Below are 22327 nucleotides of genomic sequence, written 5' to 3'. Positions count from 1 at the left end.
GCTCAGATGCCCCTTTCCCGGTCCCGCCAATACGGTTCGCGCAGTTGCGCCTTGAGGATCTTCCCGCTCGCGTTTCGGGGGAGCGACGGCACGAACTCCACCGACCGCGGGCATTTGTATCCGGCCAGGTGTTCGCGGCAGAAGCCGATGACGTCGGCGGCGTCGACATCGGCGGTCGCCACGACGATCGCCTTCACCGACTCGCCCCAGAGGTCGTCGGGCACGCCGATGACGGCGGCGTCGGCGATCGCGGGGTGCTCGATCAGCACGCTCTCCACCTCGGGCCCGTAGACGTTCTCGCCGCCGGTGATGATCATGTCCCGCAGCCGGTCCTCGACGTAGACGTAGCCGTCGGCGTCCAGGCGGCCGATGTCACCGGTGCGCACCCAGTCGTCGGCGGTGATCGTCTCGGCCGTCGCCTCGGGCCGGTTGAGGTAGCCGCTCATGTTCTGGTTGCTGCGCACCCAGATCTCGCCGGGCTGCCCGACCGGCGCCTCGACGCCCGTCTCCGGGTCGACCACACGAATCTCGCAGCCCTGCACCGCTTTTCCGGCCGACAGCTGCAGACCGGGCCGATGGGGGTCGCGGTGATCGGCGTCGCTGAGTGCCGTCACCGCCCCGCACAGCTCCGTCTGGCCGTACACCTGAACGAAATTCGTCTCGGGCCAGGTGTCGAGCGCTTGGTGCAACATCGGCAGCGGCATCGGCGCGGCCCCGTACACGATGTAGCGCAGGCCGGAGATCACGTCGGGCCGCTCGGACTGCATGAACCGCGCGATCACGGGCGGCACGAAGAACGCGTGGGTCGCGCCGGCCCGCACGGCGTCGGTCAGCGTTCCGGCGTCGGCGTCCCGCGTCACGATGGTCGGCACCCCCGCCGCGATGCCGAACAGCGCGTATCCGATTCCGCCGACATGGAACAGCGGCATGCACACCAGGTTCGCGTCGCCCTCCTCGAACGGGAACGCCGGCGCGAGGTTGGCCGCGTGATTGGCCAGCGCGCGCTGGCTCAGCGTGACGCCTTTGGGGCGTCCGGTGGTGCCGGAGCTGTAGATGATCAGTGCCGTCTCGTTCTCGTCGACGTCGATCCCCTGCGCCGGAGAGGCTGCGGCGAGCAAGGATTCGTATTCGTCGTCGATGACGACGACCCTGTCCAGCCCGGGCAGCCCTTCGACCGCCGGGCGCAGCTCGGCGCCGACGAAGAGCAACCGGGGACGGCTGTCGTCGAGGACGTGGGCGAGCTCGTCGCCGGCCAGGCGCCAGTTGACGACGGTGGTCACGGCGCCGATCGACGCGGCGGCGAACAGGATCTCCAGGCAGGCCGGATGGTTCTTGTCCAGGAACGCCACGCATTGCCCGCGCTCCAGCCCGGCGGCGCGCAGCGCCCCGGCCGCGCGCCGGATCCTCGACGCCCAGTCGGCCCACGACCATTCCCGGTCGCCGTAGCGGATCGCGGGCGCGTGCGGCCGATCGCGCGCGTGGCGCTCGACGAGCCCGGCGAGCGTCTCGGTGGTACGGGTGTCCGGCATTGCCCCTCCGCTCGTCAAGCCCGTTATCGCCGACTCCGGTTCAGGCTAGCGGCCGTGCCGGGGGGGCGCGTGCGCCGACCGGTAGGAGCCTGCGCTTACCAATCGTCACAAATATGTCGTGGAGTAAGTCGCCGGTCCACGGCACGATCGGGCTATGTCACCTAGGACGCGGCTGCCGTTGTTGCCCCCGTCAAGCCTGAGCCCGGAGCAAAGGGAACTCTATGACGACATGGTGGAGGTGATCGAGAAGAACTTCGGCGAACTCATCGCGCGCCGTGAAGACGGCGCGTTGATCGGCCCGTTCAACGGCTGGCTGCACTTTCCGGACTTCGGCAGAGCCGCCTGGGCCTTCAACAAATCACTGTGGCAGCACGCCGTGTTGCCCGCCGCGATCCACCAGTTGGTAATACTGGTGACCGCGGCCAGGTTCGGCGCCCGATACGAGATCTACGGTCACGAGTACTTCGCCCGCCGCGCGGGCCTTGCCGACGACAAGATCGCGACGATCGTCGCCGGGGAGCGTCCGAGCGACCTCGACGACGACGAGCGCGTCGCCTATGACATGGCGGCGGCGCTGAACCGCGGCGCACCGCTGCCAGAGACGACCTACCGGGCGGCGCTCGGCGCATTCGGAGCGCCGGGCGTCGGCGAGATCGTCTTCCTGGTCGGATGCTTCTCGATGGTGGCCGTCACACTCAACGCGTTCGACGCCTCGGTGCCCGGGCGTGAGGAACACATCGATTAGTGCACACGCTCGACGCGGCCAGCCGGCCTAGACAGGGCGCGGTGCCCCGCACGTATGTCAGCATGACCGACATGGTTGACACCGACCGCGCCCGTTCCCGCTCCTTCGTCGTCACGGGCGCCGCATCCGGAATCGGGCTGGCCACCGCCGAACGACTGCTGGCCGAGGGTGGCACGGTCGTCGGCGCAGACCTGGCGCCCGCGCCCGATCTCGGCCCGAACTTCCGCTTCGTCGAGGCCGACGTCACCGACGAGGCCGCGATCGGCGCCGTGCTGGCCGCCGTGCCCGACCGTCTCGACGGCGTCTTCCACGCCGCCGGGGTCGCCGGGGGTGGCCCCGTCCACCTGCTCGACCGCCGCGAATGGGAACGGGTAATCGGCATCAACCTCACCGGCACCTTCCTGGTGGCTAAGGCGGCGCTGGCCCGCATGATCGAGCAGCCCCGCGTCGCCGGCGAGCGGGGCTCGATCGTGACCGTCGCCAGCATCGAGGGCCTTGAGGGCACGGCGGGTGGCAGCTCCTACAACGCGGCCAAGGGCGGCGTCGTCCTGCTCACCAAGAACATCGCGCTCGACTACGGCCCCAGCGGCATCCGCGCGAACTCGATCTGTCCGGGGTTCATCGATACGCCCATGGCGCGCAACGTGTTCGACATGCCGGGAATGGAGGAGCCGCTGGCATCGATCACCGCCGAGCACGCGCTGCAGCGGCTCGGGCGGGCCGACGAGGTGGCCGCGATGGCGGCGTTTTTGCTGTCGCCCGACGCCTCGTTCGTCAGCGGCCAGGCCATCGCGGTCGACGGCGGCTACACGGCGGGTCGCGATCACGGTGTCGTCAAACTCTTCGGCTTCCCGCAGTAGCCCTCTAGGATTCGCAAAATGGTCACTCCCGACGACGCGATCGAGGCGATACGGGGCACCGGCGGAGCGCAGCCGGGCAGTCGCGCGCTGCACGCCAAGGGCAACCTGTACCGGGGCCGGTTCACGGCCGGCCCCGTCGCGGCCTCGCTCTCGCGCGCCAAGCACCTGGACGGGTCGGCGGTCCCGGCGCTGTTCCGCTTCTCCAACGGGTCCGGCGACCCTGCCCAGCCCGACGGCGTGCCCGGCGTGCGGGGGCTGGCCGTGAAGCTCACCCTGCCCGACGGGTCCACCACCGACGTGTCGACGCAGACGGCGCGCCTGTTCGTGTCGAGCACTCCCGACGGGTTCATCGACCTGCTCAAGGCGATGCGGCCCGGGCCGGCCAAGCCGCTGCGCATGGGCACGTACCTGCTGACCCATCCGGGGCTGCTCGGCGCGCTGCCGGTCCTGCGCGACGCCAACAGGGTCCCGGCGAGCTACGCCACGGTCGCCTACCACGGGCTGCACGCCTTCCGCTGGGTCGCGGCCGACGGCAGCGCGCGATTCGTTCGGTATCACCTGCGCCCGGTCGCGGGCGAGGAGTTCCTGTCGGGATCGGACGCGAAACGCAAGGATCCCGACTTCCTGCACCACGAGCTCAACCACCGGCTGTCCCGCGGACCGGTGCGGTTCGACTTCGTCGTGCAGATCGCCGGGCCCGACGACTCGATCGTCGACCCGTCGGCCAGTTGGCGCAGCGGCGAGACCGTCAACGTCGGCAACTTCGAGGTCACCGGCCTCGACACGGAGCGCGAGCACGGCGGCGACATCGTCGTGTTCGACCCGATGCGGGTGACCGACGGCATCGAGCCGTCCGACGACCCCGTGCTGCGGTTCCGCACCAAGGCGTACTCGGCGTCGGTCAAGCTGCGCACCGGCGTCGACCGCGGGCCCGAGGCGCCCCCCGCCTGACCGGAGCCGCGGGGCAGCCGAATTCGGCTGCAGGCTAGGGTTTTCCCTAGTGCTTTCCCACATGTTGCTGATCGGCCTGGCCGGATTCGGCGCCGGCGCAATCAACGCCCTCGTGGGATCCGGCACCCTGATCACCTTCCCGACGCTGGTCGCCCTCGGCTACCCGCCCGTCACCGCCACGATGTCCAACGCCGTGGGCCTGGTCGCGGGCAGCGTCTCGGGAACCTGGGGCTACCGCGCGGAACTGTCCGGCCAGTGGGATCGGCTGCGCTGGCAGATCCCGGCCTCGCTGGCGGGCGCGGTGCTGGGCGCCTTCCTGCTGCTGCACCTGCCCGAGAAGGTGTTCGCCGAGATCGTGCCGGTGCTGTTGATCCTCGCGCTGGTGCTGGTCGTCGTCGGGCCGCGAATTCAGGCGTGGACGGCGCGGCGCGCCGAGGCGGCCGGGCGTTCGGCCGAGCACACCTCGCCGGCACGGATGGCGGCGCTGGTGCTGGGCACGTTCGCCGTCGGCGTCTACGGCGGCTACTTCACGGCGGCCCAGGGCATCCTGCTGGTTGGCGTGATGGGGGTGCTGCTGCCCGAGTCGGTGCAGCGCATGAACGCCGCCAAGAACCTGCTCACCCTGGTAGTGAATTGCGTTGCCGCCGTGGCGTATACGCTCGTCGCGTTCGACCGGATCAGCTGGCCGGCCGCCGGGGTGATCGCGGCCGGGTCACTGGTGGGAGGGGTAGTCGGCGCGCGGTATGGCCGGCGGCTGTCGCCGAACGCGCTGCGCGGCACCATCGTGGTGGTCGGCCTGATCGGGCTTTACCGCCTGCTGGCCGTGGCCTGAATCAGCTGAGCGTCGCCGCGGCGAACTCGGCGACGACGGCCAGCACGTCCCGCCGTTCCCGCCAGACTGCCAGCTGCCGCATCGCGCCGTTGCCCCGTTCGCCGACGCGGTCGAGTTCCGCTGTGACGCGGTCGTATTCGCCGAGCGCCTGGAGCGCCGGGCGCACCCGTCGCACCAGCGCCCCGAGTTGCTCGCGCGCCGGGACGGCGCCACGCCCGTGGACGAGGTCCAGGGCGTCGCCGGCGAGCCCGTCGTGGGCCGCCTTCCAGTACGCCGCCCGCAGGGCGCCGGGTGGTAGGCGCCCGAGCTGATCGCCCTCCCCGGGGGCGTCGAGCGCCGTCATGACGGCGGCCCGGACCAGGGTGGCCAGCAGGACGGTCTCGTCGACCGTCAGCGGCACGTCGGCCACGCGCACCTCGACGGTGGGGAAATTCGCCGAGGGCCGCACGTCCCAATAAATCATCTTGCGGTCGAGGATCACGCCGGTGTCGACGAACATCTGCACCGCCCGGTCGTAGTCGTCGGGGGAGGGGAAGAACGGCGGCGCCCCGGCGGCGGGCCAGCGGCGCCACAGCACGCTACGCCAGCTCGCGTAACCGCTCTCGGAGTTGCGGTACAGCGGCGAATTGGCCGACAGCGCAAGTAAAGACGGCAACCACGGGCGCAGCCAGTTGCTGACGTGGATCGCGGCCGCCCGGTCGGGCACCTGCACGTGCACGTGCACGTGGCACCCGCAGATGCCCTGCTCGTGGGCGACCATCCCGTATCGCTCGCCGATGCGCCGGTACCGCGGGGTGTCGGTGACGGGGAATTCGTGCGGGGTGGCGGGGGGCAGCCCCGAGGCGAGCAGCGTGACCCCGGCCGCCACGGCCGCCTCCGCCGCCGCGCGCCGGAGCCGGTTGAGCTCGTCGCGCAGCTGCTCGCCGGTGGACACCACGCTCGACGTGGTCTCCACCTGGCAGCTGCTGAGTTCGAGCTGCAACTCGACGTCGCGGCGCTCGGCCTCGGCGGCCACCGCGGCGTTGCGCGGGGCCGGTTCACCGGTATGCGGGTCGACGAGGAGGAATTCCTCCTCCGCACCGAAGGTGGGAAGGTCGCTCGTGATGGGCCTCGGCGGTCAGATCACCACGGAGACACCGCCCCCAGCGCCGAGTCGACGGTGGGGTAGATCGGCAGCACGCGGTTGAGCCCGCAGGCGTCGACGATGCGGGCCACGATCGCCTCGTGGCTCACCAGGCGCAGGTCGACGCCGCGATCGCGGCAGTGCCGCGCCGCGTCGGCCAGGACCGCGAACGCGCAGCAGCCCATGAAGTCCAGCCCGGTCACGTCGACGATGAAGGGCCCGGGCGGGACGACGACGGCGGCGGCCTCGCCGACCAGCTGGCGCCAGGTGTCCTCGTTGCAGGCGTCGATGTCGCCGCCCGCGGTGATCACCACGGCCGGGCCGGTGCGGCTGGTGGTCGCCCGCAGACCGCTGTGCGGTTCGCCCAGTTGGTACACAAGCCGCGTGCTGAGCATCAGGGGCGTGCTGGGCATGGGTTCGGCGATCACCGTGCTCATGAGGACTCCTACTCCACCGGCGAGAGATACGCCGGGATGGTGCCCGTCCTGTTGTCTGAAGACAGACTCGCGCAGTGCGAATCTCTTTTGTATAACGAGACAGGGTGGTCTGTCTACATGTCCTGACCTAAGAGTAACTTAAGGCTGTTATGACAACGCACGATGTCGCGCCGGCGGCGTCCGCTCGCGAGCGCATCCTGTGCGCCGCATATGAGCTGTTCAGCCACCGCGGGGTCCGCGCGGTGGGTACCGACGAGGTGATCGAGCGGGCCGGCGTGGCGAGGGCGACCTTGTACCGGCACTTCGCGACCAAGAACGACCTGGTGCTGGCCGTGCTGGAACGCCGGGAAGAGGTCTGGACGCACGGCCTGATCGAGGAACAGTCGCGGCGGCGCGGCGACACGCCCGAGGAGCAGTTGCTGGCGATCTTCGACGTCATGCACGACTGGTTCCACACGCGCGACGGCTTCGAGGGCTGCTCGTTCATCAACGTGCTGCTGGAGGTGGGGCCGGATCACCCGGTCGGGCAGGCCTGCGTCGCCCACATCGACAACGTCCGCGACATCGTGCGCCGACGCGCCACCGCGGCGGGACTGACCGACGTGGAGGACTTCGCCTCGTCGTGGCACATCCTGATGAAGGGCGCCATCATCCTGGCCGCCGTGGGCGACCTCGACGCCGCGCTGCGCGCCCGCCGCATGGCCGCCGCCCTCATCGAGGACCATCGGCCGAATTCCGCCTTCTATCCGGATGAGGACGCCGGCGAGGCCGTGGGCTAGTCGCGGCGTAGCCGGGTCAGGCCGCGTCGGCGGCGGTCGTCCCCGTCTTGCGGTAGTGCTCTTCCTCGAGTTCGGCGATCATCCGCGAGGTGCGTTCCCGCAGCGCGTAGGCGGCGATCAGGCCGAACACGATGGCGACCACGAGGGCGACCCAGGAGAACCGCTCCATCCAGCGTTCGGCGGCCATCCCGGCGAAGTAGACCAGCGCGGTGGTGCCGCCCGCCCAGCAGATGGCGCCCGACACGTTGGCCGCCAGGAACCGCGGGTAGTGCATCTTCAGCGCCCCGGCCAGGGGCCCCGCCAGGATCCGCAGCAGCGCGATGAAGCGGCCGAAGAAGACGGCGCGCACGCCCCACTTGTTGAACAGCTTCTCCGCGAGCGCGACGTGCCCGGGCCCGAAGTGCTTGGGGAACCGCCGGCCCAGCCGGTCGAACAGCGGCATCCCGAACCGGCGCCCGATCGCGTAGCCGATCGAGTCGCCGACGACCGCGCCGACCACGACCGCCGCGCCGACGCCGACCGGATTGACCGCCAGATCGTGGTGCGACGACATCAGCGCGGCGCTGACGAGGACGATCTCGCCCGGCAGGGGAACGCCCAGGCTCTCGACCCCGACGACCCCGCAGACCACCAGGTACACCGCGACCGGCGGGATCGTGTGCAGCAACGCCTCCACGTTCATGGGTCAAGGATGCCCGACCGGTGGCCGTTCTGCGCCGCATTGCCCTGGCCCGGCGGGCTGAGGCGTTCCAGCTGCGGGCGCTTGGGCTCGCGCCCGTCGGCCGACGACATGCCGCGCAGCCGTCGCCAGATCCACGGAAAGAAGGCGTCCTGCGTCCAGCGCAGGTGCCCGAACGCGGTGGCGTGCAGCGACAGCCGCGCCGGGTCGACGCTCGGTTCGGCCCAATCATGGTTGCTGCCGGGCAGATTCAGCGCCTCGGCCGCGGCGGCGGCGAACAGCACGTGCCCCCGCGACGAGGCGTGCACGCGGTCGATGTCCCAGGTGTCCAGCTCGCGCATCGACGCGGCGTGATACAGGTCGACGAGCCGGAACCCGTAGCGGTCGGACGCCGAACGGATCGCCCCGTTGATGCGCGCGAGCCGGCCCGACACCAGCCGCCCGAGTGGCAGGAACTGCGCGACGTTGGGGAACGTCGTCGTCACCACCGTCGCCCCCGCCCCGGCGAGCGCGGCGTACAACTCCTCCAGGTCCGTCAAGGCCGGCCCGAACGACCGCCCGGGCTGGATGACGTCGTTCATCCCGACGCACACGGTGATCAGGTCGGGCTCCATGGCCAGCGCGGGCGGCACCTGCTCGGTGAGCACGTCGGCGATGCGCTTGCCGCGGATCGCGAGGTTGGCGTAATGAAGCCCGGGGTGCAGCGCGTCGATCATCGCGGCGAGCCGGTCGGCGAACCCGAGCAGGCCGACGGTGTCGTCGCCGTCCCACAGCCCCTCGGTCTGGCTGTCACCCAGGGCGACGTATCGGCGATATTCGGTGTGAATAACCCCGCGCACGATGCCGAGAGTAGTGGTTACGCGCGTTACCGTGGCGCTGGCTCGACGGGAGGACCGGCAGTGCAATTCAACCTCGCCCAGGTGTTCGCCGCGGTCGCGGCGGCCAATCCGGACCGCGACTGCATCGTGTTCGGGGACCGGCGACTCACGTACGCGCGCACCGACGAACGCGCGCGCAGGTTCGCCCGCGCCCTGCACAAATGGGGGATGGGCGCTCATCGCGAGCGGTCCGGGCTGGCGCCCTACGAGTCCGGTCAGACCCATCTCGGGCTCTACATGGCGAACTGCAACGAGTATCTCGAGGCCATGCTCGGCGCGTACAAGGCGCGGGTGGCGCCGTTCAACGTCAACTACCGCTACGTCGCCGACGAGCTGGTGTACCTGCTGGACAACGCCCGCGCGGAGGCGGTGATGTACCACGCGCGGTTCGCGCCGACGCTCGGCGAGGCGCTGGGGCGGATGCCCGGTCCGATCCGGCTCATCCACGTCGACGACGGCTCCGGTCACGATCCGCTGCCCGGGGCCGTGCGCTACGAGGAGCTGCTGGCGGGGGAATCCGACGAGCCGCTCGACGTGGTTCCCTCGCCCGACGACCTCTACATCCTCTACACCGGCGGCACCACCGGGATGCCCAAGGCGGTGCTGTGGCGCCAGCACGACATCTATCTGAACGCCATGGGCGGCCGCAACTTCGGCACCGGCGAGGAGGCGACGAGCCTCGAGGAGATCGTCGAGCGCTCGCGCCCCGAGGGGCCGGGTTCGATGACGGTGGCCCCGCTGATGCATGGGGCCGCGCAATGGGCCGCGTTCATCAACCTGTGCGGCGGGCGGCCCTTCGTGATGCCGGCGACGACGACGCACTTCGACGCGGCCGAGGCGTGGGCGCTGGCCGCGCGCGAACGGGTGGTGTCGATGTCGATGGTGGGCGACGCCTTCGGGCGGCCGCTGCTCGACGCGCTGGAGGCCGGCGGGCCGTCGTTGCGCGAGCAGCTGTCCGGGTTCCTGATCCTGATCACCGGCGGGGCGGCCCTGAGCGCTCCGCTCAAGAACCGCTTCGTCGAACTCCTGCCGCAGCTGACGATCCTCGACGCGGGGGGCGCGTCGGAATCGGGCTCGCAGATGGGTCAGGTCTCGTCGCGTGCGCAGGACGCCTCGGGCCGGTTCGCCCCGAACCCGGGCGCGGTGGTGGTCAGCGCGGACATGACCCGGATCCTGTCGCCCGGTGACGACGAAATCGGTTGGCTGGCGCAGCAACGCCTGATACCGCTGGGATACCTCGGGGATCCGGAGAAGACGGCGCGCACGTTCCCGGTGATCGAGGGGATCCGGCATTCGGTGCCCGGCGATCGCGCCCGCTGGCATGCCGACGGCCAGATCGAACTGCTGGGTCGCGACTCGGTGACGATCAACTCCGGCGGGGAGAAGATCTTCGCCGAGGAGGTCGAGGCCGCCCTCCTCCGGCATCCGGCCGTGTACGACGCCGTCGTGACGAGCCGACCCAGCACGCGGTGGGGCAACGAGGTGGTGGCCGTCGTCCAGGTGGCGGACGGCGCGCGGCCGGACGCCGACGGCATTCTCGCCGAGGCCGCCCGCCACATCGCCCGCTACAAGCTCCCCAAGGCGATCGTCTTCCGCGATCGGGTGCAGCGTTCGCCGTCCGGCAAGGCCGACTACCGGTGGGCGAAAGAGCAAGCCGGGCAGGCGAACTGAGCGGGGGCATATAGGTGAGTCCACGAAGCGATATCGGATGCGCTATCGCCTTCGCGATCCAGGTCATGCCACCCGCACGGTGCCGCTGTGTTCGCGGCGGGCGGCGCGCGTTAGCGTTTTCCCGTGGCCGCGAGTGTCAGTTCGACCAGCGCATGGGGTCGGCGGGGCGGCGCGATCGGCGTCGGCGTCGCGCTGGCGGTGTTCGTGGCGGGCCTGGCGTGGGCGAAATGGTCGCCGTATGCGGCGAAGGCCTTCGCACTCCGGCGGCACCATCACTGGTCCGCGTCCAACATCTTGACCACCGGCGGCGTCCGCGCCGGGGACCGTCCGACCTGGCACGCGGCGACGACGTTCTTCCACGCGTACCTGTCATCGATCTGGCCCGCGCTCGTCGTCGCGCTGTTGATCAGCGCGTCGGCGCAGGCGTTGGTGCCGCGGACGTGGTTTCCGCGCTTGTTCAACCGGCGGCGGGTGCTGTCGAGCGCATTGGCCGGCGCGGTGGCCAGTACGCCGTCGATGATGTGCACGTGTTGTACGGCGCCGGTGGCTGTCACGCTGCGCCGCAACGGAGTTGACCGCGTCGCCGCCGTCGCGTATTGGCTCGGCAATCCGCTGCTCAACCCCGCGGTCCTGGTATTCCTGGTGTTGGTCGTTCCCTGGCAGTGGACGCTGACCAGGGTCGCGGTGGGCCTCACGGCGGTGATCGGCGCGGCCGCGGCGGTGGGACTGATGACCCGGGAGACGACGGCGTCGGCGCCCGACACCGCGGCGGGGCGTGACTCGCGCCCACCGGCGCGCAGTTTCGCGCAGGCACTGCTGCGGCTGTGCCTGATCCTGTTACCGGAATACGCGGTGCTCGTGCTCGGGCTCGGCGCGTTCCGCGGCTGGCTACTCGCCGCGACCCGGCTGCCCCACCACGGGGTGCTGATCGTCGTGGTGGCGGCGATCGTCGGCACGCTCCTTGTCATCCCGACGGCCGGCGAGATCCCTATCCTGCAAAGCCTCGCGTTGCTGGGCGCGTCGTCGGGGACGCTGGGCGCCCTGCTCGTCACGCTTCCCGCCGTCAGCGTCCCCGGTGCGGTCATGGTCGCGCGCGGCCTCGGGTGGAAGGCCACCGCGACCACCGCCGCCGTGGTGATCGTGGCGGGGTTGCTCGGCGCGACGGTGCTAAGCCTGGTGTGATCACATGCCGAAGAAGCAGGCGCCCGACGACCGCGACACCGAATCGCTTGCGCCGCAATACCCCATCGAGTCGGTCGACAACGCGCTCAAGCTCCTGCTGCTGCTGGGCGAACGGCCGCAGATCCGGTTGAGCGAGGCGACCCGATATCTGGGCGTGGCGTCGTCCACCGCTCACCGGCTGCTGGCCATGCTGACCTACCGCGGCTTCGCCCGGCAGGACCCGGTGTCGAAGGCGTATCTGCCCGGGCCGGCGCTCACCGGCGTGGCATTCGCGATCTTCAGCCGCATCGACATCCAGCGCTCCGCCGCGGCCGTGATGCGCGGCCTCAGCGAGCAACTGCGCGAGACGATTCACGTCGGGATGCTCGACGGCGCGAACGTTCGCTTCGTCGCCGCGGTGGAGGGCCCGGCGGCGGTGCGGGTGGCGTCCCGGTTGGGGCGGACCATGCCGGCCCACTGCACGTCGACGGGCAAGGTCATGCTGGCTCAGCTTCCGGAAGCCGAACTGCGCCAATTGTTTCCGCGCGAGACGCTGGAACGGATCACCACACATTCGATCGGCACCCGCACCGAGTTGGAGGCCGAGCTCGCCCGGATCCGCGAGCGCGGATACGCGGTCAACCGCGAAGAGAGCGAGGAGGGCGTCGCGTCGGTGGCCGTGCCGATACCCACCCGGGCGCCGGGCCTGCGGCTGGCGCTCAACGCCGCCGCGCCGCAGAACAGGATGGGCACGCAGCGTTATCACTCGGTGGCCGCCGCGCTCATCGGTGCGGCGAAAACCATTGGCGGCGAACTCGGTTGACGCGGCTCACCGGCGCGCGAACACGTCGTTGAGCGTCACGGTGCGCAGCCCGCGTTCCCGGATGATCTCTGTCAGCTGGCCGTAGACGCGGGTGACGGTCGGATGGTTGAGGTGGCCGATCACGATGTTCTGCGGGAGGAAGGACTGGTAGGCCAGCGCGACGATCTGGCCCTCGGAAAGCAGCGCGGAGTCGTGCAGGTCGCCCGACCACAGGGTGGGGTTCTGGTAGCCGAGGTCGGCGGCGACCCTGTCCACCACCGGGTTGTGCCGCCCGTATGGCGGCCGGAAGTACGGCGTGGCGTCCACCCCGTAGGTGCTGCGCAGGAACGCGTCGGTGCGGCGCAGTTCGTCGGCGACCTGAGCCGGCGACAGTCTCGTCAGGTCGGGATGCGTCCAGGTGTGGTTGGCCAGCTGAATCTGCCCCGATTCCACCAGGGGCCTGAGCAGGGCGAGGTTGTCCGTCCACGAGTGATAGCTGCCGGTGACGAAGTACGTGAGCCGGGTGCCGGTGTCCCTGGCGAATTGTGTGTAGAGGCGCACCACGTCGGTGTTGGCGCCGTCGTCGACCGTCCAGGCCAGCAGATCACCGTTGCCCGGCAGCCTTTTCACGACGGCCCCGCCGGGCAGCGCGACCCGCGATCCCGGGTTGATCGGGCCGGGCGCGGCGCCCAGCACGTCACCGCGCGCCATGGGTTGTCCCGCGGCGGCACACGCCAGCGCCCCCGCGGCCAGCGCGACCAGGAACCGCCGCCGGTCCAGTTCGCTCACGCGCGACAGGTTAGGTCGGCCGGCGGGAAGTTCCGTGACGTGGCGCGCGCCGGAGATGAAGCTGTGACTGAACGGAAACCGTCAGCCGAGCCGCGCCACCTCGTGGCGCCAGGCCGCCTCGACGTTGAGCCCGGGCCCAAGATCCGGCAGGTCGTCCCAGTCGGCGTCGTCGATCGCGTGCAGCGTGCCGCCGGCCCCGCGCACCCGCAGCGCCATGCGCGCCAGCTCGTTCAGGCTGATCGCCTGCAGCACGGCCCGCTGGACGCTGCCGGCGGCGCTGGTGATCCCGTGGCCGCGGCAGATCACCACCGGGGCGTCGCCCATCGCGGCCACCATGTGCTGCGCCAGCTCCGGGGTGCGGATCAGCACCGAGCGCGGGTAGACCGGCACGCCGCCGCGGGCGAGCCAGGCGCCGGGGATGTCGTAGGCCCCGTAGATCGGGCGGATCGTGATGCCGGCGAGGTCGGCGGCGACGACGGACGGCGGGTGCAGGTGCGCGACGGCGCGGTACCGCTCGTCGGAGAGCATGGTCTCGACGTGGATGGGCAGTTCGGCCGGTAGGCGGTACCCCTCGAGTTCCCCGTCGGCGCCGGGGCTGCCGTCGAACCCGATCAGGCGGATGTCGTCGGGCCGGGTGAACGCCAGCCCCGTGTCGGTGTCGCTGCGGCAGCGGACGAGCAGATGCTCCTCGCCGACGCGCAGGCTCAGGTGACCGAGGATGCCGTCGACCAAGCCGCGGGCCGCCGCCACCCGGCAACCCTGCGCCACCAGAAGCCGTTGCTGTTCAAGGGAAGTCATCGAGGCACACCCAATCCGAATCCGCCGTCGGGACGCACCGTCTCGCCGGTGATCCCGCGCGACCTCTCCGAGGCCAGGAACACGTAGCTCCACGCGTGGTCGCGCCCGTCGAGCGCAACCCCGAGGGGATTGCGCGCCGCCAGCTCGGCCGCCCGATCGGGGCGGTCGTCGAGCCGGACGCCGTCGAGGCCCAGGCTGGCCAGGCCGCGCAGGTCGGTGTTGAGCGTGCCGCCCGGGGCCACCCCGTTGACCCGAATGTTCGGCGCCAGTTCGTGAGCCAGCGACGCGACCAGGCCCCGGACCGCGAACTTCGACGACACGTACAGCACGCCGCCGCGTCCCGGATAGAACGACGACGCGGACTCGGTCAGCACGATCGACGACCCGGCCGTCAGCGCCGGGACCGCGGCCTTCACCGATTGCAGGTGGCTCAGCACGTTGGTGCGGAACATCTCGTCGAACGCCGCGGCCAGCCCGTCGGCGGCGAGATCGGTGATGCCCCGGTAGAAGTCGAACACGCCGACGCAGTTGACCAACGTGTCCAGCCCGCCGTAGGCGTCGACCGCGACGGCGACCGCCCGTTCGTTGGCCTCCCGGCCGGTCGCGTCCCCCTCGACCACCGGCAGCTCGGGCAACTCCTCGCGCAGGGCGTTGCACTTGTCCCGGTCACGTTCCAGCACGGCCACTTTCGCCCCCTCGCCGAGGAAGGCGTCGACGACGGCGCGGCCGATCCCCGAACCGGCGCCCACCACCAGCGCCCGCCTGCCGTCCAGCCACCCGGTCACCCTTCGGTCTCCTCGTCCGGCAGCAGCGGGCCGGAGTTGCCGACCATCGCCGCCAGCGTGCGGGGGTTCTGCCGGGTGAGGGCCTCGACCTCGAGGGGGTCCAGGGTGATCGACCGCCCGGTCCTCGGGGAACGGACCTCGAGCCGCGACCCGTTGCGGGTGTCTACCCGGCGCACCTCGACCTCGGCGAATTCATTGGCCAGCCGTATCACAGGAACACCGCCAGGTTCTGCATGCGCAGCACCGACTCGTCGGCAATGATGCTGCGGCGGGCCAACTTCCAGCGGCCGTCGCACCGGCGCAGCACGTCCTCGCGGCCGCAGGACACCAGGGCGGCCTCGTTGACGTCGCCGCGGCTGCGGAACAGCAGCTCTGCGGACTGGACGGTCAGGTGTGCCTCGTCGCCACCCGCGAACGTGCGCACGTTGGTGACGAAGTGACGCAGTCGCGACGGCGGGTCCTCGGTCCAGGCGTGTTCGGTGGCGAACCGCGCCACCCGCTGGCTCAGCGAGTGCTTGTCCTCGTCGAAGTGGGCCATCCCCGGTGACCCGTGCAGATCCGCCCCGCGCGCGGTGGTGACCCGGACCGGCATGACGTAGCGAACGTCGTCGGTCAGCGTGTCCAGCCACGCCTCGTAGTCCTGCGCGTCGAGCAGCCAGGCCTCGTCGACCAGGAACTGGTGGGCCTCCTGATGGCGAATGTCGTTAAAGGGCAAGGGTTTCGTCATGACAGGTAGTCCGCCCACAACCCGAGCAGCGCGCGCTGGTTGTACTCGTTGTACCCCACCTGCGCGCGCCCCGGCCCGTGGAACGACTCGGGGCCCAGCGCCTCGACCACCGGGCGGTCGTCGGACAGCAGGCCCATGCGGCTGTTCAGCAGCAGCCGCCGCGCCATCGAACCGCCTGCGGTGGTGGTCAGCGACACCCAGTTCTCCACGTCGTCCTGCTCGAACATGCCCGTCGAGCCGAAACACATCAGATACGCCTTGTACGAGTCTCGTTTGTACTGCGCGGGGGCGGCGGAGTCCACCCCGAACCACGAGCACACCTCGGTCTCGTTCTCGCTGATCGGCTGCCAGAGCCGGAGCGAGATGAACGGCAGCACCTGCTCGGAGTCGCCGCCGGGCAGCTTCGGCCAGTTGTGCACGAAGCTGAGGTTCGGGAAACACGTTGCGGCCGAGATCATGAAGCCGTCCTCGCCCACGACCTGCCGTTGCCGCGGCGTCCAGGCGTCCTTGATCCGGCCGATCATCTCGTCGGGGTAGCCCACGTAGCGCATGCGCTCCTCGAAGCCGCCCGGCGGCAGCTTGTAGGTGGTGCCGCCGCCGCGGCCCGCCCAGTAGGTGGCGCCGTCCTTGCGTTTCTGGGCCTTCGGCTCGCGGAACAGGCCGATGTCGACGATGGACGCGTGGGTGTGCGGGGTGTGGTACATGTCGCCGGCGAAGTTTTCGGCGCCGATCTTCCAGTTGGCCTTGATCCGCCAGCGCTGCGGCCCGCGCAGCTCCAGGCCGCCGGCGCTCTGCCTGGTGTAGAAGTCGAGGTAGAACCGGAAGTCGCCGAGGTAGTCCTCGAGCGGTTCGGCGTTCGGGTCCAGGCTGACGAACAGCAGGCCGTTGTAGCCGGCGAAACTGGGCGCCGGCAGCAGGGCGTGGCCGTCGCGGGCCAGCCCGTCGTCGCCGCCGTAGGCCTCCCGGTGAAACGGCAGCCCGGTGAGCCGGCCGTCGTTGCGGTAGGTCCAGCCGTGGTACGGGCAGCGGAAGTTGGACGCGTTGCCCAGCTCGGCGCGGCACAGCTGCATGCCGCGGTGCAGGCACATGTTGAACAGCGCCCGCACGACGCCGTTCGAGTCCCGGGTGATGACGAAGGAGTCGTCGAGCACGCGGCGCACCACGTAGTCGCCGTCGTGCGGGATCTCCGATTCGTGCGCCACGAACATCCACGCCCGCCGGAACAACCGCTCCTTCTCCAGCGCGAACAGTTCCGCGTCGTTGTAGATGTGGGCGGGAACCATCCCGCGGCGCACGTTGGCCAAGACGTCGCGATCCACGGGCCCCACTTATCTGCTGGACAGAAGGTTTCTCCGCTGAACAGAATCCCGCAGGCGCGTCGCCCCGTCAATCGCCGGGACTGCGCGCTCATCGGGGGTAGCGTCACGCCTCATGGACGGCGAGCGCCTCGCTTCCCAGGCGGACATCAGCGCGGAGATGGCCGCGATCGCCGCCGCCCCCGGAGAAGGTGACGCGTCCCGTCCGCGGCTCGACTACCCGCCGTACCGCAGCAGCGCCCTGCGCCATCCCAGGCATCCCCTGCTGCTGGTGGACCCGAGCGAGCTCGAACGCGGCGCGCCCTGTTTCGGTGGGCGGGGCGTCGACCCTGCCGACGCCGACCTGACCGCCGGCCACCCCGGCGAGCCGATCGGGGAACGCATCATCGTCACCGGGCGGGTGCTGGACCGGGCGGGCAGGCCGCTCGCGGGCCAGCTGGTCGAGGTCTGGCAGGCCAACGCCGCGGGCCGCTATCGCCACGAACGCGACCAGCATCCCGCGCCGCTCGACCCCAACTTCACGGGGGCGGGGCGCTGCCTGACGGGCCCGGACGGGTCGTACCGGTTCGTCACCGTCAAGCCGGGCCCCTACCCGTGGCGCAACCACCGCAACGCCTGGCGCCCTGCGCACATCCACTTCTCGGTGTTCGGCACGGCCTTCACGCAGCGCCTGGTCACCCAGATGTACTTCCCGGGCGACCCGCTGTTCGGCCTCGACCCGATCGTGCAGTCCGTCCTCGAGCCCGGCGCGCGCAACCGGCTGATCGCGCGCTACGACCACGACCTCACCGAGCCCGAATATGCCACCGGCTACCGGTGGGACATTGTGCTGCCCGGCGGTCCGCTGTGAGTGAAATCCTCTGCATCCCAGGGCAAACCGTCGGTCCCTTCTTCGCGCTGGGGCTCGCGTGCGACGGTGCGTTGACGCCGCCGGCCGATCCGCGGGCGGTCCGGTTGCACGGCACGGTCTACGACGGCGCCGGACATGGGATTCCCGACGCCCTGGTGGAACTGTGGCAGGGCGACGCGGTCACCGGATGGGGCAGGGCGGCGACCGACGCGTCCGGGCGCTACGCATTCACCACCGCGCCGCCCGGCGGCCCGTTCTTCGCCCTGACCGTCTTCGCGCGCGGCCTGCTGGACCGGCTGTTCACGCGCGCCTACCTGCCCGGCGGCGACCCGGACGCCGACCCGGTGCTGGCCGCCGTCGACCCCGCGCGGCGCTCCGTCCTGCTCTGTGTCGCCGAAAATGACCGCGCGGCATACCGTTTCGACATCCACCTGCAGGGTCCCCGCGAGACCGTGTTCCTGGCGTACACCGACGGCGCGCGATGACAAACCTGTTGTGGCCGGGCGACCACCGAGCGGGTCAGCTCATGACCGACCGGGCGTTGCTGCGGTCGATGGTGGCGGTGGAATCGGCGTGGCTGAACGCCCTGGCCGCCGCGGGCCTGGCGCCGCCCGACTGCGCCGGCGCCGACCTGTCGGGACTGCTGGCCGACGCCGACTCCGAGTCGGTGGCCGCCGGCGACGAGGGCGGCGGCAACCCCGTTCTCGGCCTGGTGGAACTGCTGCGGGGACGGGCCGGACCGGCCGTCGGCCCGTCGATCCACCGCGGCCTCACCAGTCAGGACGTGGTGGACACCGCCCTGATGCTGGGTGTGCGCGCCGTGGCCGAACAGTTGAGAAATATTATTTTCGAACAGCTTTCGGCGCTGATTAGGCACGCCGCCGCGCACCGGTCGACGCCGATGGTGGCCCGCACCCTCACCCAGCACGCCGCCCCCACCACCTTCGGCGCCAAGGCGGCCGGCTGGTTGGACGGGGTTGCCGACGCGGCCGAGCGGCTGGCCGCGCTGCCGACCCCGATCCAGATCGGCGGCGCGGCCGGAACGCTGGCCGGCGCCACCGAGCTGGCGACGCTCGGCGGCAATGGGGAGCGCGCCGATCAGCTGGTGCGCGCGGCCGCGACGGCTCTGGGACTGGACGCCCGGCCGCCGTGGCACACCACGCGGACGCCCGTCACCGCGGCCGCAAACGCCCTGGTCGGGTGCACCGACGCCTGGGGCCGCATCGCCTCGGACGTCGTCACCCTGGTCCGCCCCGAGATCGCCGAGCTGAGCGAACCGGCGGGCGACGACCACCGCGGCCGGTCGTCCTCGATGCCGCACAAACGAAACCCCGTGCTGTCCATCCTGATTCGGCGGGCCGCGATCGCGGCGCCGCCCCTCGCGGCGACGTTGCACACCGCCGCGGCGCTGGCCCACGACGAACGGCCCGACGGCGCCTGGCACGCCGAATGGGACACCCTGCGCACGCTGGCCCGGCGGACCGTCGTCGCGGGCTCGCAGTGCGCCGAACTGCTGGGGGGCCTGGTGGTCCACCCGGGCCGCATGGCCGAAAATCTCGCCACCACGGACGTCCTCGGCGAGCAGCGCGCGATCGCGGGACTGCTGGGCAAGCCGCCGTCGGCCACCTACCTCGGCGCCGTGGACCGGCTGGTGGAGGAGAGCGTCGACCGCGCGCGTGACGTCCTCGGGCGCCTGCGATCGGCGCGCGATGCGACGAACGACCCCGAGACTCGGGACTTCCGCCCCTAGTTCCGCCGGTGCCCGGGTGGTCGCATGTATGACCATGAGACAGCGACCCGAGCTTCCCGCGGTCCTCGATGTCCGGGTGACGACCCATGGGCAGCTGCCGGGTGCCGAGGACTACGCGCGCACCAAGATCGGTGAGCTCGGGCATCTCACCCACCAGCCCGTTCTCGACGCCCACGTGCGCCTGAGCCGGCACGGCGACCCGGCGGTGGCCCGACGCGTGATCGCGCAGGCGAACCTCGACGTCAACGGGCGGCTGGTCCGCGCGCAGGTCGAGGGTTACACGGCACGGGAAGCGATCGACCTGCTCGAGGCGCGGCTACGCCGCCGGCTGGAGCGCACCGCGCAACACTGGGAAGGCAGGCGCGGCGCCGCCCCCCACGTCGGGGAGCACGAATGGGCTCGGCAGTCCGAGCCCAACCACCGCCCGAACTACTTCCCCCGCCCGGAGGACGAACGGCGCATCATGCGGCACAAGTCCTACAGCCTGCCGACCTGCACGGTCGACCAGGCCGCGGCCGAGATGGAACTGCTCGACTACGACTTCCACCTCTTCACCGAGGAGGGCACGCGGCAGGACGGCGTGCTCTATCACGAGGGCCTCACGGAATTCCGCCTGGCACTGGTGGATCCGGAGTTCGTCGACAAGCTGGCGCCGTTCGAGATGCCGCTGACCATCAGTTCGCAGCCGGCTCCGCGGCTCACGGTCGACCAGGCGATCGAGCGGATCGAGCTGCTCGGCCTGCCGTTCCTGTTCTTCGTCGACACGGCCCGGGGTAGGGGCAGCGTGCTCTACCACCGTTACGACGGACACTACGGGCTGATCGCACCGGCGAGCTGAGCCCGAACCCAGAAGCCACCCGAATGCCGCGGCGGTCCCGGAAATCCCCCCTTCCGGGACCGCCGCTTTCAATTCGGCAGGTCTACTCGTACAAGGCCGAGAGACGGTCGGCGAACTTGTCGATGACCACCTTGCGCTTGAGCTTCATGCTCGGCGTCATGTCGCCCGACTCGACGGTGAACTCGCGGTCGGCGATCGCGAACTTCTTGATCTGCTCCCAGCGGTTCAGCTCGGTGTTGAGGGCATCGATGTAGCCGGCGATCAGCTCCTGGGTCCTGTCGTCACGCGCGACCTCGTCAAAGGGCTTGCCCGCCATGCCGTTCCGGGCGGCCCAGTCCATGATCGCCTCGGTGTCCAGGCTCACCAGCGCGACGCAATACGGCTTGCCCTCGCCGTAGACCACCAGCTCGCTGACGTACGGACACAGTCCCTTGAACTTCGCGTCGATCGCCGACGGGGCGACGTACTTGCCCTGCGATGTCTTGAACATGTCCTTCTTGCGGTCGGTGATCCGCAGGAACCCGTCGTCGTCGATCTGGCCGATGTCGCCGGTGTGAAACCAGCCGTCCGCGTCGAGCGCCTCGGCGGTGGCGTCCGGGAGTTCGTGATAGGCGGTCATCAGGCCGGGCCCGCGCAGCAGTATCTCGCCGTCGTCGGCGATCTTCACCTCGGTCGCCGGGAACGGCTGGCCGACGGTGCCGAAGCGATATGCGTTGGGGCGGTTGATGAACGAGGCGGCGGCCGTCTCGGTGAGACCGTAGCCCTCCAGCACGGCGATGCCCACCGCGTCGAACCACAGCGCCACGTCCCGGTCCAGGGCCGCCGCCGCGGATACGAAGAACCGCAGCCGGCCCCCGAACCGCCCGCGGATGGTCGAGAACACCAGGCGGTCGGCAACCTTGTACGCCAGCAGCGCCGCCGGCGACGGCTTCCGGCCGGCCTGCCGCGCCTCCGCCACGTTCCTGCCGACGCCGATCGCCCAGTCGAAGAGCGCCTTCTTGAGCCGCCCCTGGCCGGCGGCCATGTCCTCGATGCGGGCGTGCGCCTTCTCGAAGATGCGCGGGGCCGCGCCCATGAAGGTGGGCCGCAGGGCCGCCAGGTTGTCGATGATTCGCTCGACGCGGCCGTCGATGGCGGTGGTGAAGCCGATCTGCAGCGCCAGCGCCAGCATCACCTTGCCGAAGGCGTGGGACAGCGGCAGCCAGAGGAAGTTCAGGTCGTCGGGGCCCAGGACGTGGATGGCGTCGATGGCCGCGGCGGTGTAGGTCCAGGCGCCGTGGTTCAGCCGCACGCCCTTGGGCCGCCCGGTGGTGCCGGAGGTGTAGATGAGGCTCGCCAGCCGGTCCGGTCCGATGGCGGCGACCCGTTCGTCGACCGCGCCGGGGGAGTCGGCGAGCAGTTGCTTGCCCATCTGCTCGAGGTCGGCCAGCGCGATCACCCAGTCGCCGTCGCCGTTGCCGTCGATCAGCACGACCTTGGTGACCTCGGGCAGTTCGGCGCGGTCGTCCACCAGCTTGTCGAGCTGAGTGCGGTTCTCCGCGAACACGATCCGGCTTCCCGAGTTGGCGACGATGTAGGCGACGTCGGCGGCGTTGGTGGTCGGGTAGACCGTTGTGGTGGCCGCCCCCGCGCACATGATCGCGAAGTCGGCGAGCACCCACTCGTAGCGGGTGGCCGACGCGAGCGCGACGCGGTCCTCTCCGGCGATGCCCAGGGCGATCAGCCCGGCGGCCAGGTTGCGGACGCGGTCGCCGACCTGCTGCCAGGTCACGCTCTCCCAGCTGTGGTCCTGCGGGTACCGGAAGGCCTCGGCGTGCGGGGTGGCGGCGACGCGGTCGAGGACCATGTGGGCCACCGACGGCGCACGGTTGTCGATCTTGCTGACGTCGGGCCTCTCCGTTGAGGCCGGTGCTGCGTTCATGGTGGGAATCCGTTGCTGCCGAGCCGGACACCGGCGGTGGCCGGTGACCCCCCATGCTCACGCGGCCGGGACACGGTGGGATAGAGACGAAAGTCACGCCGCGGAC

General features: G+C 70.7%; 24 protein-coding genes. 12 read left to right on the top strand and 12 right to left on the bottom strand.

The genetic code is table 11. From position 1 onward, the window contains the following. Nucleotides 1-2: 2 nt before the first annotated feature. Nucleotides 3-1529, bottom strand: a complete 1527-nt coding sequence (locus GPY60_RS19430) for an AMP-binding protein (RefSeq protein ID WP_156689326.1) — start codon at nucleotides 1527-1529, stop codon at nucleotides 3-5. A gap of 154 nt (nucleotides 1530-1683) precedes the next feature. Between GPY60_RS19430 and GPY60_RS19425 the strand changes: the two genes are divergently transcribed. The 4 genes from GPY60_RS19425 to GPY60_RS19410 all read left to right on the top strand — a co-directional run bounded on the left by GPY60_RS19425 (nucleotide 1684) and on the right by GPY60_RS19410 (nucleotide 4917). Beyond that, nucleotides 1684-2274, top strand: a complete 591-nt coding sequence (locus GPY60_RS19425) for a carboxymuconolactone decarboxylase family protein (protein ID WP_156689325.1) — start codon at nucleotides 1684-1686, stop codon at nucleotides 2272-2274. A gap of 62 nt (nucleotides 2275-2336) precedes the next feature. After that, entirely contained in the window at nucleotides 2337-3134 is a 798-nt protein-coding gene (locus tag GPY60_RS19420; RefSeq protein WP_197283743.1) for an SDR family NAD(P)-dependent oxidoreductase, read from the top strand. Nucleotides 3135-3152: 18 nt separating this feature from the next. Further along, nucleotides 3153-4085 carry a catalase family peroxidase gene (locus tag GPY60_RS19415; protein ID WP_370462767.1) on the top strand — a complete coding sequence of 311 codons (933 nt, stop codon included), beginning with the start codon at nucleotides 3153-3155 and terminating at the stop codon, nucleotides 4083-4085. Between the two features lie 61 nt (nucleotides 4086-4146). After that, nucleotides 4147-4917 (top strand): sulfite exporter TauE/SafE family protein, encoded by a 771-nt coding sequence (locus GPY60_RS19410; RefSeq protein ID WP_156689322.1) that lies wholly within the window; start codon nucleotides 4147-4149, stop codon nucleotides 4915-4917. 1 nt (nucleotide 4918) lies between these two features. Here GPY60_RS19410 and GPY60_RS19405 read toward each other — a convergent pair whose 3' ends face one another. Together GPY60_RS19405 and GPY60_RS19400 are read right to left on the bottom strand one after the other, a co-directional pair. Next, on the bottom strand, nucleotides 4919-6022 hold the full coding sequence (locus tag GPY60_RS19405; protein ID WP_156689321.1) for a glutamate--cysteine ligase: 1104 nt from the start codon (nucleotides 6020-6022) through the stop codon (nucleotides 4919-4921). 17 nt (nucleotides 6023-6039) lie between these two features. Continuing rightward, nucleotides 6040-6477 carry an anti-sigma factor antagonist gene (locus GPY60_RS19400; RefSeq protein ID WP_156689320.1) on the bottom strand — a complete coding sequence of 146 codons (438 nt, stop codon included), beginning with the start codon at nucleotides 6475-6477 and terminating at the stop codon, nucleotides 6040-6042. A gap of 149 nt (nucleotides 6478-6626) precedes the next feature. Between GPY60_RS19400 and GPY60_RS19395 the strand changes: the two genes are divergently transcribed. After that, nucleotides 6627-7256, top strand: coding sequence for a TetR/AcrR family transcriptional regulator (locus GPY60_RS19395; RefSeq protein ID WP_156689319.1), 630 nt, complete (start codon nucleotides 6627-6629; stop codon nucleotides 7254-7256). 16 nt (nucleotides 7257-7272) lie between these two features. Here GPY60_RS19395 and GPY60_RS19390 read toward each other — a convergent pair whose 3' ends face one another. Both GPY60_RS19390 and GPY60_RS19385 read right to left on the bottom strand, forming a co-directional pair. Continuing rightward, complete coding sequence (locus tag GPY60_RS19390; RefSeq protein WP_156689318.1) at nucleotides 7273-7938, bottom strand: DedA family protein; 666 nt, start codon at nucleotides 7936-7938, stop codon at nucleotides 7273-7275. Beyond that, on the bottom strand, nucleotides 7935-8774 hold the full coding sequence (locus GPY60_RS19385; protein ID WP_156689317.1) for an SGNH/GDSL hydrolase family protein: 840 nt from the start codon (nucleotides 8772-8774) through the stop codon (nucleotides 7935-7937). Before GPY60_RS19385 ends, GPY60_RS19390 begins: the two co-directional genes overlap by 4 nt. Nucleotides 8775-8834: 60 nt before the next feature. Here GPY60_RS19385 and GPY60_RS19380 point away from each other — a divergent pair, with 60 nt between their 5' ends. From GPY60_RS19380 to GPY60_RS19370, 3 genes are all read left to right on the top strand, one after another. Beyond that, on the top strand, nucleotides 8835-10484 hold the full coding sequence (locus tag GPY60_RS19380; RefSeq protein WP_156689316.1) for an acyl-CoA synthetase: 1650 nt from the start codon (nucleotides 8835-8837) through the stop codon (nucleotides 10482-10484). A 123-nt stretch (nucleotides 10485-10607) separates the two neighbouring features. Next, a complete protein-coding gene (locus tag GPY60_RS19375) occupies nucleotides 10608-11666 on the top strand; it encodes a permease (RefSeq protein WP_156689315.1) in 1059 nt (352 codons plus the stop codon). Nucleotides 11667-11670: 4 nt separating this feature from the next. After that, the gene (locus tag GPY60_RS19370; protein WP_156689314.1) at nucleotides 11671-12468 is read left to right on the top strand and encodes an IclR family transcriptional regulator; all 798 of its coding nucleotides are present in this window, start codon (nucleotides 11671-11673) and stop codon (nucleotides 12466-12468) included. Nucleotides 12469-12474: 6 nt separating this feature from the next. Here GPY60_RS19370 and GPY60_RS19365 read toward each other — a convergent pair whose 3' ends face one another. From GPY60_RS19365 to GPY60_RS19340, 6 genes are all read right to left on the bottom strand, one after another. Next, nucleotides 12475-13227: a polysaccharide deacetylase family protein gene (locus tag GPY60_RS19365; protein ID WP_197283747.1), complete on the bottom strand. Its 753-nt coding sequence runs from the start codon at nucleotides 13225-13227 to the stop codon at nucleotides 12475-12477. Nucleotides 13228-13317: 90 nt separating this feature from the next. Continuing rightward, complete coding sequence (locus GPY60_RS19360) at nucleotides 13318-14034, bottom strand: class II aldolase/adducin family protein (RefSeq protein ID WP_156689313.1); 717 nt, start codon at nucleotides 14032-14034, stop codon at nucleotides 13318-13320. Further along, nucleotides 14031-14819, bottom strand: coding sequence for a 3-(cis-5,6-dihydroxycyclohexa-1,3-dien-1-yl)propanoate dehydrogenase (gene hcaB, locus GPY60_RS19355; RefSeq protein ID WP_156689312.1), 789 nt, complete (start codon nucleotides 14817-14819; stop codon nucleotides 14031-14033). The genes GPY60_RS19360 and hcaB overlap by 4 nt, the downstream gene beginning before the upstream one ends. Further along, a complete protein-coding gene (locus tag GPY60_RS19350; RefSeq protein ID WP_156689311.1) occupies nucleotides 14816-15031 on the bottom strand; it encodes a dihydrodiol dehydrogenase in 216 nt (71 codons plus the stop codon). The genes hcaB and GPY60_RS19350 overlap by 4 nt, the downstream gene beginning before the upstream one ends. Further along, complete coding sequence (locus GPY60_RS19345) at nucleotides 15028-15546, bottom strand: 3-phenylpropionate/cinnamic acid dioxygenase subunit beta (RefSeq protein ID WP_156689310.1); 519 nt, start codon at nucleotides 15544-15546, stop codon at nucleotides 15028-15030. The genes GPY60_RS19350 and GPY60_RS19345 overlap by 4 nt, the downstream gene beginning before the upstream one ends. Beyond that, the gene (locus tag GPY60_RS19340; protein WP_156689341.1) at nucleotides 15543-16829 is read right to left on the bottom strand and encodes an aromatic ring-hydroxylating oxygenase subunit alpha; all 1287 of its coding nucleotides are present in this window, start codon (nucleotides 16827-16829) and stop codon (nucleotides 15543-15545) included. Before GPY60_RS19340 ends, GPY60_RS19345 begins: the two co-directional genes overlap by 4 nt. A gap of 148 nt (nucleotides 16830-16977) precedes the next feature. Between GPY60_RS19340 and pcaH the strand changes: the two genes are divergently transcribed. Genes pcaH through GPY60_RS19320 form a run of 4 tightly spaced genes read left to right on the top strand, consistent with a single transcriptional unit; the run spans nucleotide 16978 to nucleotide 20300 of the window. Then, nucleotides 16978-17712, top strand: coding sequence for a protocatechuate 3,4-dioxygenase subunit beta (gene pcaH / locus GPY60_RS19335; protein WP_156689309.1), 735 nt, complete (start codon nucleotides 16978-16980; stop codon nucleotides 17710-17712). After that, nucleotides 17709-18197, top strand: a complete 489-nt coding sequence (locus GPY60_RS19330) for a protocatechuate 3,4-dioxygenase subunit alpha (protein ID WP_444850863.1) — start codon at nucleotides 17709-17711, stop codon at nucleotides 18195-18197. The genes pcaH and GPY60_RS19330 overlap by 4 nt, the downstream gene beginning before the upstream one ends. After that, the gene (locus GPY60_RS19325) at nucleotides 18194-19462 is read left to right on the top strand and encodes a lyase family protein (protein WP_156689308.1); all 1269 of its coding nucleotides are present in this window, start codon (nucleotides 18194-18196) and stop codon (nucleotides 19460-19462) included. The genes GPY60_RS19330 and GPY60_RS19325 overlap by 4 nt, the downstream gene beginning before the upstream one ends. A 34-nt stretch (nucleotides 19463-19496) precedes the next feature. Further along, the gene (locus GPY60_RS19320) at nucleotides 19497-20300 is read left to right on the top strand and encodes an HPF/RaiA family ribosome-associated protein (RefSeq protein WP_156689307.1); all 804 of its coding nucleotides are present in this window, start codon (nucleotides 19497-19499) and stop codon (nucleotides 20298-20300) included. A gap of 82 nt (nucleotides 20301-20382) precedes the next feature. On the opposite strand, the gene GPY60_RS19315 is transcribed toward GPY60_RS19320, so the two are convergent. Continuing rightward, nucleotides 20383-22221 carry an AMP-dependent synthetase/ligase gene (locus tag GPY60_RS19315; RefSeq protein WP_156689306.1) on the bottom strand — a complete coding sequence of 613 codons (1839 nt, stop codon included), beginning with the start codon at nucleotides 22219-22221 and terminating at the stop codon, nucleotides 20383-20385. Nucleotides 22222-22327 lie beyond the last annotated feature (106 nt).

Origin of the sequence: Mycobacterium sp. Marseille-P9652 (assembly GCF_902652685.1) — a bacterium.
Classification (GTDB): domain Bacteria; phylum Actinomycetota; class Actinomycetes; order Mycobacteriales; family Mycobacteriaceae; genus Mycobacterium.
The sequence above is the reverse complement of the archived record's forward strand: the minus strand, read 5'-3'. Positions and strand labels throughout refer to the sequence as shown.